This window comes from Gordonia desulfuricans NBRC 100010 (assembly GCF_001485495.1).
In the GTDB taxonomy this organism is placed as follows: Bacteria; Actinomycetota; Actinomycetes; order Mycobacteriales; family Mycobacteriaceae; genus Gordonia; species Gordonia desulfuricans.
This window is the reverse complement of record NZ_BCNF01000180.1, coordinates 1-11,717: the sequence shown is the minus strand read 5'-3', so window position 1 is coordinate 11,717 and position 11,717 is coordinate 1. Positions and strand designations below refer to the sequence as shown.

The window sequence follows — 11,717 nt, the reverse complement described above, 5'->3', positions numbered from 1 at the left end:
CTGGTGATGGGACTCTTCGTAGTCCTCGTAGAGCAGCGACGCGGCCTGCAACATCCGGTACCAGGCCGTCGCCCGGGTCGCCGCGCAGTGGGCGAGGATCTCGGTCAGGTCACCGGCATCGAGTTCCTCATCGCCCCAGTACCGTTCGGCCACCGGTACCGTAAACGGCTGCAACTCCACCAGGTCCTGCCACGACAACCCGCCCTCACCGGCCGTGCCGGCCGGTTGTGCTGACGCCATCCCCGAGGTCATGCACCGAACATACAGACGAGGTCCGACAGAATCCGTCGCCGCCGACCACACCGGTGTGGCCTGTGGATGGATTCCGCCACGTCGCCACGCGGCGTCGTAGAGTCCTCGCAAGTCACACAGCCGCGACAAGTGTTGAGGGGGCAGCGATGAGCGGGGAGTTCGTGGTCGACCCGATGGCCGTCGACGGTATCGCCGCAAGTCTCGAGAGCATGGCGTACGACATCGAAAGCGTTGCGCGGTGCGATCTCACGACGACGATGGCCGTGGCGATGCCCCACTCACCGATGGTCGCCGCCGCACAGAAGGCCACCGACGGCCTGCGCCAGGCGCAGACCGCGGTCTCCGGGCAGTGGGAGACGTTCGCGGCAGCAGTCCGGGCGGTGCGCACGATCGCCGCGTCCGCCGACGAAGAGAACGCGACGACGTTCGCACATCTGGCCGAGCTGCCGCACGCACAGGCGCCGCGATGACCGGTCACACACTCACCAAGGCGATCATGGACGAGTGGCGGCCGTGGGATCTGCCCAGACCGGAACTCGCCGCGCTGGCGAAGGCCATCGTCGAGAACTCCACCGCGGCGGAACGGTGTGTCGACCAGATCCCGGCGACATCGTGGAGCGGCGCCGCCCGCACCGCCGCCGACACACGCGCCCGAGAGCAGCGCATGTGGGCCAAGGCGGTCGCGGGCCGGATTCAGGACCTGCAGACCGCGCTCACCGAGGCGGCCGAGGCGATCAGCGCCTCCAAGGCGGTGGTCAACGATGCGCTCATGACCGCGGCATTCCAGGGCTTCCTCCCGGTCGGCTCGAACGATCCCACCTGGACCATGCGGTATGCCCGCCGCGGTACCGAACCACGAACACCCGCCCGGAAGGCGGCCGAGGAACGCGAATGGACCGATTTCGTCAAGGCAAAGGCCGACGATCTGGCCGGCACCGCGGCCGAGCACGCCGACCGAATCCGCGGCGCGGTCCATGCCGTGCACACCGTCGCCCCACCCGAACTCACCCTCAGCGCACAGGACGGCCGGCGTCACGCACTGATGGCCGAGGGCGGGTGGACGCCAGCGGAGGTGGCCGCGATCGGCCGGAGCCTGCTGGCCGCCGGACTGACGTCGATGCAGATCGAGAAGCTGCGCAACGGCGAGCAACTCACCGACGTCCCCCTCGGTGTCCAGCAGTACCTGCACATGTTCTACGGAAACCTCGGCCCGGCGGAACTGTTCGCGCTCCACACCGCCATGACCGGGCTCGATGATCCGTCCCGCCATTCGTGGTCCAGCGCCCTCGGTCAGGGACTCCTGGTGCTCTCGAACGAGAACGTGGGGACCAACACCGGATTCGAGTACCTGCCGCAGTGGGCACGTACCTGGGCCGAGAACCGCAATTCGAACGAGAGCGCTCGCGTCAAGACCGTCGACATACCGCTGATGCGGTTGTTGCGCAGCACCCACGGAGTTCCGCCCGGTGAGCGTCTGGGCGTCGAACTGATCCGGAAGGCTGCGGGCGGAGCGAGCCGAGGCGCCGACAGCGGACTCATGTACACAGCGACCATCTATACCGAGGACGACCTCGGTCCCGAGATCGCCGACCGCACCTACCAGTTCACGATTTCGTCGCTGCTGGAGGTGGGTGCCCGGAACCACGAGGCGTCGGCGGCATTTCTCTCTGGGCACTATGCCGACGGCACGGCATTACCGCACTTCGATCGAGATCAGATGACCACGTGGCTCTACGCCCACGAGTGGGACGACGACGGCAGGACCGTCGGCGGACTCGTCGGCTGGATCGGCGATGCCGCCGCAAGCGGTGATCCCGGTCAGGTCGCACTGGCCAATCGCGCCTTCACCGGCCTGCTCGACCACGCCACCACCACAACGGGTGGGAACACCTTCGACACCCTCATGAACGCCAATCCGGACCGGGACGCGATCGGGAAGATCAACCCACTGCTGGCCGACGCCCTCCTCGACGCCACGCTGCCGTATCTGAACGTCCTCGCCGGCTCCACGGCGGGCGGAGACACCGTCCCCCACCTCGACCCGACACTCCTCGACCCGTCGAACGGCGGCCACTCGTACGGCACGGACGAAGTCCAACGGCGGGCCGCACGACTGTTCACGCTCATCGCCAGCGACAACGTGGACGGGGTGCCACAGACGCGAGCCGGAGCCGAACTGTATCGCGCCGTCCTGCAACAGATAGAGCTCAACGGCGCTGCCGCGGCGCACAATCCCGCCGATGCACGTGGCCTGGGCGATTTCAGTACCAACCTCCGGTACCTGGCACAGATGGGTCTCTATGGTGCGGAATACGATCTGCAACTCGACGAGAACAACCGGGTCGACGCCCAGAACGAAACGAATCTGAAGGTGAAGAACCTGATGACCTCGGTGTCGGCCGGACTGACCGCGGTGCCGCATCCGGTGGCGATCGCCGCCGGGGCCGCCGGCACGGCCATCACACCGTGGGTGCTGTCCCCCGAGACCGCCGACGATGTTCCACTGTCGCTCGGGAAGGGCCTCATCGACGGCGACTCACCGGTCGACAACGAGATCCTGCTGACCTACGGGGCACTGGCCCAGATCCTGCGCGAGGACCAGATCCACGGTTCCGGCCCGCTCTACCACAACGGTTCCCTGAAGTCGCTCGACGACCTGCTGTCGGGGACCACGTCCACACGCCAGAACCTGCTGATGGACATGGAGACCGCCCTGCGTGAGATCGTCGCCGACGACCCCGACGTCAACCGGAAGTACATCGTCGACAATCTGCAGGCCGGCGTGGGCACCGGTGGCCGCAACGGATCGTTCCACTTCGACCCGAACAACCCCGAGAACTACGAACGACTCATCCTGCGCGGACCGGACTGACCGGCAGGTGTCAGCGCTCGGCGTCGAACGCGTCGATGATCTGCTTCGCGCCGAGCGCCGGTGTGAGATCGCCTGAGCGGACACGGGATTCGACGTCGTCGCGGATCCCGGCGACCCCGGCGCTGTGCGACAGCCGCGAGAGCACGGTGTCGCGGGCCATCTCCCACATCCAGTCGCTCTGCTGGCGGCTCCGACGACCCTCGAACTCCCCTGCCCTGGTGAGGGTTTCGCGATGTTCGAGGACCGCGTTCCAGAAGTCGTCGACGCCGGTGTTCTCCAGCGCACTCATCGTCTGCACCGGGGGCATCCACAGCGCATTGTGCGGATAGATCAGCTTGAGCGCGTTCTTCAGCTCACGCGCAGCCGACTTGGCCTCCAGCTCGTGCTTGCCGTCGGCCTTGTTGACCATGATGACGTCGGCGAGTTCGAGGACACCCTTCTTGATGCCCTGCAACGAGTCCCCGGTCCGGGCGAGGGTCAAGAAGGTGAACGTGTCGACCATGTTGGCGACGGCCACCTCCGACTGCCCCACGCCGACCGTCTCCACCAGCACCACGTCGAAGCCCGCGGCCTCCACCAGCACGATGGTCTCGCGGGTGGCCTTGGTCACACCGCCGAGTGTGCCGGAGGTCGGGGACGGCCGGATGTAGGCGTTCGGGTTGACCGACAGCTGCCCCATCCGGGTCTTGTCCCCGAGGATCGACCCACCGGTCCGGGTGGACGACGGGTCGACGGCCAGCACGGCGACCTTGTGCCCCATCGAGATCAGATGCATCCCGAGGGCCTCGATGGTGGTCGACTTGCCGACACCGGGAACCCCGGTGATACCGACCCGGAACGACCGGCCTGCGTGCGGGGTCAACCGCAGCAGCAGGTCCTGGGCGGCGGCGCGGTGATCGGCCCGGGTCGACTCGACCAGAGTGATCGCCCGCGCCAGGTCGGCCCGCTTGTCGGCGAGGATGCCCTGCTCCAGGGCATCGAGGTCGAGTGGCGGGCGTGCGGGCCGCGGTGCGGCCCGCACACCGGTGGTGTTCACGTCGTGCGCGCTCACTCCGAGGCGACTCCGGCCAGTTCCAGCCCGAGGCTGTCGGCCAGCTTCGAGACCAGCTCGACCGCGGAGTCGGCGATCACCGTTCCGGGCGGGAAGATCGCCGAGGCGCCGGCCTCGTAGAGCTCGTCGAAATCGCCCGGCGGGATGACACCACCCACGACGATCATGATGTCGGGACGGCCCACCTCCTCGAGCGCCTTGCGCAACGCGGGCACCAGCGTGAGGTGACCGGCTGCGAGCGACGACACGCCGACGACGTGCACGTCGTTGTCGGCCGCCTGTGCGGCGACCTCCTCCGGGGTGGCGAACAACGGGCCCACGTCGACGTCGAAGCCGAGGTCGGCGAACGCCGTGGCGATCACCTTCTGTCCTCGGTCGTGTCCGTCCTGACCCATCTTCGCCACCAGGACTCGGGGGCGTCGGCCTTCCGCCTCGGCGAACTGCCTGACGATCTCGATGGCGGAGTCGACGCCACTCACCTCGCCCACCTCATGTCGATACACCCCACTGATGGTCTTGATCTCGGCCTGATGCCGACCATAGACCTTCTCGAGCGCCTCGGAGATCTCACCGACGGTGGCCTGACGGCGTGCCGCGTCGATGGCCAGGGCCATCAGGTTGTTCTCCATGCCGCCGTCGGACGATGCCGCGGCGCGGGTGAGCTCGGCCAGGGCCTTCTCGACGGCAGCCGAATCACGGCCTGCGCGAAGCCGGTCGAGCTTCTCCAGCTGTTCGGTGCGCACCTTGGAGTTCTCGACCTTGAGGACCTCGATCTCCTCGTCCTCGGTCACCTGGTACTTGTTCACCCCGACCAGGGGCTGCTGACCGGAGTCGATGCGGGCCTGCGTACGGGCCGCGGCCTCCTCGATCCGCAGCTTGGGCAGACCCTCGTTGATCGCCTGGGTCATGCCGCCGGCGGCCTCGACCTCGGCGATGTGCGCGCGGGCCTTCTGTGCCAGCTGGTGGGTCAGCCACTCGACGTAGTTCGATCCGGCCCACGGGTCGATCGGACGGGTGGTGCCCGACTCCTGCTGCAGCAGCAGCTGGGTGTTACGTGCGATACGTGCCGAGAAGTCGGTCGGCAGCGCGATCGCCTCGTCGAGGGCGTTGGTGTGCAGCGACTGGGTATGGCCCTGGGTCGCGGCCATCGCCTCCACGCAGGTGCGCGCGACGTTGTTGAACACGTCCTGCGCGGTCAGCGACCAGCCGGAGGTCTGCGAGTGGGTCCGCAGCGACAGCGACTTGGCGCTCTTGGGCTCGAACTGGGCGACGAGCTCACTCCACAGCAGGCGTGCCGCACGCAGTTTGGCGACCTCCATGAAGAAGTTCATGCCGATGCCCCAGAAGAACGACAGCCGAGGCGCGAACTTGTCGATGTCGAGGCCGGCGTCGAGGCCGGCCCGGATGTACTCGACACCGTCGGCCAGGGTGTAGGCCAGCTCGAGGTCGGCGGTCGCACCGGCCTCCTGGATGTGGTAGCCGGAGATGGAGATCGAGTTGAACTTCGGCATCTTCTGGCTGGTGTACTCGAAGATGTTCGAGATGATCCGCATCGACGGCTTCGGCGGATAGATGTAGGTGTTGCGGACCATGAACTCTTTGAGGATGTCGTTCTGGATGGTCCCGGCCAGCTTCTCCGGCGGCACCCCCTGCTCCTCGGCCGCGACGACGTAGAGTGCCAGGATCGGCAGCACCGCACCGTTCATGGTCATCGACACCGACACGTTGCCCAGGTCGATCCCGGCGAACAGCTGCCGCATGTCGAGGATGGAGTCGATCGCCACGCCGGCCATACCGACGTCGCCGGCCACTCGCGGGTGGTCGGAGTCGTAGCCGCGGTGGGTGGCGAGGTCGAACGCCACCGACAGACCCTTCTGGCCGGCGGCCAGGTTGCGTCGGTAGAAGGCATTCGACTCGGCGGCGGTGGAGAAGCCGGCGTACTGCCGGATCGTCCACGGCTGGTTGACGTACATCGTCGGGTACGGGCCACGGATGAACGGGGCCGCACCGGGGATCGAGTCGATCGGGTACGGGTGCTCGGCGTCGGCGGCGACCGCGTCACGGTCGGCGCGGGTGTAGACCGGCTTGACGTCGATCTGCTCCGGGGTCGTCCAGGTCACCTGCTCGTCGGTGTAACCGTGTGCGCCGGCGAGACCGGAGATCACCGCACCGGCGTCGAGACCGGTGGCGGATGCCGCTCCGCCGTCGAGGGTGACGTCGGCGAAGTCCGGGATGGCCGTGCTGGATTCGGTGTTGGTCATGCTTGTTCTCCCCGTTCCTGGGCTCCCGGCGTCTGCGGCTGTGCGGCATCCGACGCGGCGAGCGCGTCGGACAGCTCGGTGAGGGTGGCCACCGCATCGATGCCGACGCGCAGCGATCCGTCCGGACGGTCGTCGCCGTCGGGCCACTCCTTGTCCGGACCGGCCAGCAGCACGCGGGTGAGGCCGGCGGCGCGGGCCGCGGCCAGCGCGGCCGGACCGTCGGTGCCGTAGCGGGCCTTGGTGCCGCACAGCACCGCGATCGGACTGCCGGTGTCGGCGACCGCGGCGGCGATCTCCTCGGCGGTCAGCGGACCGGGGTTGGCTGCGGCGATGCCACCCGCGGCGAGCAGGTTGGCGACGAACGTGGTGCGTCCGTTGTGTTCGGCGACACTGCCCAGCGGCAGCAGCAGGATCTGCGGCCGGGCTCCGGTGGCGGCGAGCTGGGCGTCGGACCGGTCGCGCAGGTCCTCGAAGGCACGGCCCACGCGGGCGAGCCGCGGGGTGGCGCCGACCACGTCGGTGGCACCGGCGACCGAACCGCGCAACGGCTTCTCGTCGAGGTTCGGGAACTCGTTGACACCGGTGACCGAGGCCCGACGATGGGCGACCTCGACGTCGCGGGCGGCCAGCGACTCCCCGATGCGGTCGGCGATCCAGCCGGCCTCCAGGGCGCCGCGGTAGCCGCCCTGACGCTCGACATCGGTGAACACCGACCATGCGGAGGCGGCGAGGTCGTCGGTCAGCGATTCGACGAACCACGAACCGCCGGCCGGGTCCAGAACCCGGCCGATGTTGGACTCCTCGAGCAGCAGCAACTGGGTGTTGCGGGCGATCCGGCGCGAGAAGCGGGCACCGGAGGTGCGCTGCTCGGCCGGGATGGCGGCGTCGAAGGCCAGGACGGTGACCTGGTCGGCACCGCCGACACCGGCACCGAAGGCGGCGATGGTGCTGCGCAGCATGTTGACCCACGGATCACGCTGGCTGTACATGGACAGGTCGGTGACCGCATGGGTGAGGGCGGCACCGGCGTCGGGGGCTCCGACGACCTCGGCGACACGCGCCCAGACACGGCGTAGCGCACGCAGCTTCGCGATACCGGCGAACTGGTCGTCGTCGACGGAGACGGCGAACGAGATCTGGCCGAGGGCGCTCGCGGCGTCCAGTCCGGCGGCGGTGAGGTCACGCAGGTGTGCCAGTGCCGCGGAGACGATCAGGCCGAGCTCCAGGGCGTCGTTCGCACCCGCGGTGGCGAAGTCGGTGCCGTCCACCCGGAAGGCACGCACCGATCCCGCACCGGTGGCACCGGCCACCTCGGCGGCCAGCACGGTGGCGGCGTCGGTGTCGACGGTGGGGCGACCGGAGAAAGCGGCGGTCAGCGGCGAGAAACCGAACGACAGGGTGGTCGCGGCGGTCGGCGTGGCGGCCTCGGGGGCGGCCAGTCCGGCCTGCTTGACGGCGAGGACCGCGCGGGCGGCCTCGATCCCCTGGGTGCCGGCGTCGAGCGTGAGCGGCACCAGGTCGAGGAAGACGTTGGCGAGAACGGCCGGGAGGTCGTCGACACCGATCGTGCCGCCGATCTCGAGCCACAGCCCGCTGGCGCCGTTCATCATGGCGTCGAGGATGTCGCCGTTGATCTGCTCGATCGGGTCCTGCTCACCGTCGGCGGGATCGTCGCCGAACCGCTCGGTGACCCGCCAGCCGGCCAGCACGTCGCGTGCCGGATCGGCGCCGCGGACGAACGGGAACCGCCCCGGGACGCCAGGTTCGGTGGTCTCGTCACGCCGCGTGTAGAGCGGGCGGACGGTCAGCCCTTCGGGAGTGGTGGTCGACAGCAACGCCTCGGGGGTGTCCGGGAGTTGATCGACCTCGATGCGACGGGACTTGGCCAGGACCGCCGCCGCTGCGGTCGACCACGACCGGTATGCGTCGGCCAGGTCCGCCGACCCCGCCGGATCGGATGCTGCTGAATGCACGGTTTGCTCGGGCATCGGGCTGGACACACCTCCATAGTGCGCTCGGTGATCAGAGCGTAGTTGACCTTAGCCGATCGCTCGGTCGGCCCCTACCGGTTGGGCCGCGGCGTGAGATATGCCACCACGAAGCGTCGGTACAGTGGATGGGTGCCACGTGACCAGCGCCCCGTCGTCGAGACCCCAGTCGAAGACGAGGCTGTGACGCCGGACACGTCGACGATACCCGTCGACGACTCGGCCCCGGAACGGCAGGGGCGGCGCAGCATCCGGAACGCGGTTCTCGGCCTGATCGTGGTGTGCGCCCTGCTGGGGATCTCCTACCTGCTGCCGATCCCATCGGTGGCCAGCGTCCGCGAATGGGGTGAGGATCTCGGCCCGGCATTCGTGTGGGTGTTCTTCCTCGCCTACGTCGTGGTGACCCTGTTCCCGATCCCGCGCACGATCTTCACCGTCATGTCGGGGGTGTTCTTCGGGCCGGTCGTCGGACTCGTCGGTGCGATGATCTCGGCGACGCTGGCCGCCTATCTGGCGTTCCGGATCGCCCGCGGGGCCGGACGCACCCGGGTCCAGCCCTATCTGCGGCGGCCGGTGATCCGGGCCGTGGAGTACCGCCTCGCGCACCGCGGCTGGCTCGCCGTCGGGTCCCTGCGGCTGATCCCGGTGTGCCCGTTCTGGCTGCTGAACTACTGCTCCGGGTTGTCGTCGGTGCGCACCGTGCCCTACCTGCTGGCGACCGTGATCGGGATGGCCCCCGGTACCACCGCGGTGGTGCTGCTCGGCGACGCGCTGACCGGATCACAGAATCCGTGGCTGCTGCTGCTCAGCGGCACGTTCTTCGCCATCGGCGTGATCGGCCTGATCGTCGACGTCCGGATGCCGGTCGAGCAGCCGGCACCGGCGACCGACTGAATCCACCGAACCGGAATCACCGGACCGGGAACCCGGCCAGGCGACCGAAGCCGCAGGCCGGTGGGCTGGGAACGACGCCGGGCGGCGCTAGCCGGGCGGAAGACCGCCCGCCGGTGGCCATCGCGTCTGCCCCTCACCCGGGTGCGCCCCACCCGGGTACTGCGGACCGGGGTACTGCTCCGGCGCCTGGTACCTGCCCGCCGGGTCCCCGCTCGGGAGACCCTCGCCGGGCAAACCCTGCCCGGCAAGACCCTGACTCGAGAAGCCCTGACCGGTATAGCCCTGGCCGCCCGGGTCCTGGCGGGGCAGACCCTGGTCCGCGGCATGCTGGCCGCCGGCGGCCGGCCCGGCCGGACGGGGCGCATCCGCATACTGTTCCGGCGCGTACCGGGCAGGCTGGTCCGGGGTGATCTCCGGACTCGGGGTGATCGCGGGAGCCGGTGCGGGCTCCGGGCGTCGGAGCGGCAGTTCGGGCTCGACGGGCTGGCGGGCCACCGCCTCCGCCTCGGCCACCGCCTGGGCGACCTTCGGGTCGGTCGACATGTCGAACCAGCCCTCGGTGTCGGACTCGTCGATCTCGGGGACCGCGTCGTCGGTCGGCTCGTACCGGAACACCCCGTCGTCGCCGCGGGCACCGAACGACCGTGCGAATCCCTGCAGTGCGGACCCGAAGTCGGTCGGCAGCACCCACACCTTGCTCGCCTCTCCCCTGGCCATCTCGGGGATCTGCTGCAGGTACTGGTAGGCCAGCACCTCGGGAGTCGGTTTGCTCGCCTTGACCGCGGCGAACCGCTTCTGGATGGCCTTGGCCTCACCCTGTGCCTTCAGATACACCGCCGCGCGTTCACCCTGCGCGCGCAGGATTCGTGACTGGCGTTCGGCCTCGGCACCCAGGATGGCGGCCTGCTTGGCGCCCTCGGCCGCCAGGATCTGGCTCTGCTTGTTGCCCTCGGCGGTCTTGATCGCCGATTCACGCTGGCCCTCGGCGGTCAGGATGGTCGCCCGCTTCTCGCGGTCGGCCTTCATCTGCTTCTCCATCGACTCCTGGATCGACGGTGGCGGCATGATCGATTTGAGCTCCACCCGGGCCACCCGCAGACCCCAGCGGCCGGTGGCCTCGTCGAGGACCCCGCGCAACTGTCCGTTGATCGAGTCGCGGGAGGTGAGCGTCTCCTCGAGAGTCATACCGCCGACGACGTTGCGCAGGGTGGTGATGGTCAGCTGCTCGACACCGGCGATGTAGTCGTCGATCTCGTAGACCGCCGAGCGCGGGTTGGTCACCTGGAAGTAGACGACGGTGTCGATCGACAGCGTCAGGTTGTCCTCGGTGATCACCGGTTGCGGCGGGAACGACACGACGCGCTCACGGATGTCGACACGTGCACGGATGCGATCGATGAACGGGATCAGGAGGGTGAGCTGCCCGGACACGGTGCGGGTGTAGCGGCCCAGCCGTTCGATGACCGCGGCCTCGGCCTGCGGGATCAGTGCCACCGCCCGGGCCAGGACCACCACGACCATCACGATCAACAGGACCGCGATGATCAGACCGACGTATTCCATACGTACTCCCCACTCTCGGTTGGTGTCAGTACTCGTGAACTGTTGTCAGGTCGCCCACGCTCGTGTGGTTCTTCACGTCTTCCAGACGACCGCGGTGGCCCCGTCGATCTCCACGACGGTCACCTCGTCGCCGGGCTCGAACACCTCGCCCGGCGTCATCGCCCGCGCCGACCATTCGTCGCCGCCGATCTTGACGCGTCCCGCGTGCTCGTCGACCCGGGTGGTCACCGTCGCATGCCTGCCCTCGAGGGCCTCGATGTTGGTGCGATAGGTGGGGCGGGTGAGCAGATGCCGTTTGGCGACCGGGCGCACGGTGGTGAGCAGCAGGATCGAGACCACCGCGAACACGACCCCGTCCACCCAGATCGGGGCGCCGAAGAAATAGTCGACGCCGGCGGCGGCGAGCGCACCACCACCGAGCATCAGCAGCACGAGGTCCCCGGTGACCAGTTCACCGATCACCAGAACGATCACCGCCGCGATCCACACGAGCGCGCTCATGAACCCAGTCTGCCAGAGAATCCGATCGTGCCGGAGCGGCCTTTCGAGCGTGCGGATCTCTTCAGTCGCGCGTGTGCCGGTCGGCGGATCGGGGGTGGTGGATGTTGCTCGGATCGGCGTCGTCCGCCGGTGGTCGGGAACCGCGGACCGTGGTCGCGTGGCGAGGTCGGCCGGCGGAGATTTCGACACGCCTCGTCGCTACGCTCCTCGTCGGCTCAATCAGCGTAGAGACACACCCGACGCTCGGCTCGTCGTCGGCTCAATCACCGTAGGGCCACGCCTGGCGCTCGGCTCGTCGTCGGCCTGATCAGCGTAAGGACCACGCCCGACGGTGC

Annotated in this window: 8 protein-coding genes and 1 pseudogene; 3 read left to right on the top strand and 6 right to left on the bottom strand. The window is 68.8% G+C overall.

Annotation, left to right across the window (positions count from 1 at the left end):
- A pseudogene (locus tag GD1_RS23075) lies at window positions 1-252 on the bottom strand (hypothetical protein); the annotation flags it as partial.
- Window positions 253-398: 146 nt separating this feature from the next.
- Here GD1_RS23075 and GD1_RS23070 point away from each other — a divergent pair.
- Entirely contained in the window at window positions 399-722 is a 324-nt protein-coding gene (locus GD1_RS23070) for a hypothetical protein (protein WP_059039835.1), read from the top strand.
- Window positions 719-3,124, top strand: a complete 2,406-nt coding sequence (locus GD1_RS23065; RefSeq protein ID WP_059039834.1) for a TPR repeat domain-containing protein — start codon at window positions 719-721, stop codon at window positions 3,122-3,124. The genes GD1_RS23070 and GD1_RS23065 overlap by 4 nt, the downstream gene beginning before the upstream one ends.
- A gap of 10 nt (window positions 3,125-3,134) precedes the next feature.
- On the opposite strand, the gene meaB is transcribed toward GD1_RS23065, so the two are convergent.
- Genes meaB through GD1_RS23050 form a run of 3 tightly spaced genes read right to left on the bottom strand, consistent with a single transcriptional unit; the run spans window position 3,135 to window position 8,424 of the window.
- A complete protein-coding gene (meaB, locus tag GD1_RS23060) occupies window positions 3,135-4,160 on the bottom strand; it encodes a methylmalonyl Co-A mutase-associated GTPase MeaB (RefSeq protein WP_053777204.1) in 1,026 nt (341 codons plus the stop codon).
- Window positions 4,161-4,171: 11 nt separating this feature from the next.
- Complete coding sequence (scpA, locus tag GD1_RS23055) at window positions 4,172-6,436, bottom strand: methylmalonyl-CoA mutase (RefSeq protein ID WP_059039833.1); 2,265 nt, start codon at window positions 6,434-6,436, stop codon at window positions 4,172-4,174.
- Window positions 6,433-8,424, bottom strand: coding sequence for a methylmalonyl-CoA mutase family protein (locus tag GD1_RS23050; protein ID WP_059039832.1), 1,992 nt, complete (start codon window positions 8,422-8,424; stop codon window positions 6,433-6,435). The genes scpA and GD1_RS23050 overlap by 4 nt, the downstream gene beginning before the upstream one ends.
- A gap of 183 nt (window positions 8,425-8,607) precedes the next feature.
- On the opposite strand from GD1_RS23050, the gene GD1_RS23045 reads away from it, so the two are divergent.
- A complete protein-coding gene (locus GD1_RS23045; protein ID WP_059039831.1) occupies window positions 8,608-9,318 on the top strand; it encodes a TVP38/TMEM64 family protein in 711 nt (236 codons plus the stop codon).
- A gap of 87 nt (window positions 9,319-9,405) precedes the next feature.
- Here GD1_RS23045 and GD1_RS23040 read toward each other — a convergent pair whose 3' ends face one another.
- The gene (locus GD1_RS23040; protein WP_083534657.1) at window positions 9,406-10,881 is read right to left on the bottom strand and encodes an SPFH domain-containing protein; all 1,476 of its coding nucleotides are present in this window, start codon (window positions 10,879-10,881) and stop codon (window positions 9,406-9,408) included.
- Between the two features lie 72 nt (window positions 10,882-10,953).
- Window positions 10,954-11,382: an NfeD family protein gene (locus GD1_RS23035; protein ID WP_053777190.1), complete on the bottom strand. Its 429-nt coding sequence runs from the start codon at window positions 11,380-11,382 to the stop codon at window positions 10,954-10,956.
- Window positions 11,383-11,717: the final 335 nt, after the last annotated feature.

Excerpts from the sequence above, each read along its gene's own strand:
- GD1_RS23070 (WP_059039835.1), top strand. The coding sequence starts at position 399 with ATGAGCGGGGAGTTCGTGGTCGACCCGATGGCCGTCGACGGTATCGCC.
- GD1_RS23065 (WP_059039834.1), top strand. The coding sequence starts at position 719 with ATGACCGGTCACACACTCACCAAGGCGATCATGGACGAGTGGCGGCCG.
- scpA (WP_059039833.1), bottom strand. The coding sequence starts at position 6,436 with ATGACCAACACCGAATCCAGCACGGCCATCCCGGACTTCGCCGACGTC.
- GD1_RS23050 (WP_059039832.1), bottom strand. The coding sequence starts at position 8,424 with ATGCCCGAGCAAACCGTGCATTCAGCAGCATCCGATCCGGCGGGGTCG.
- GD1_RS23040 (WP_083534657.1), bottom strand. The coding sequence starts at position 10,881 with ATGGAATACGTCGGTCTGATCATCGCGGTCCTGTTGATCGTGATGGTC.
- GD1_RS23035 (WP_053777190.1), bottom strand. The coding sequence starts at position 11,382 with ATGAGCGCGCTCGTGTGGATCGCGGCGGTGATCGTTCTGGTGATCGGT.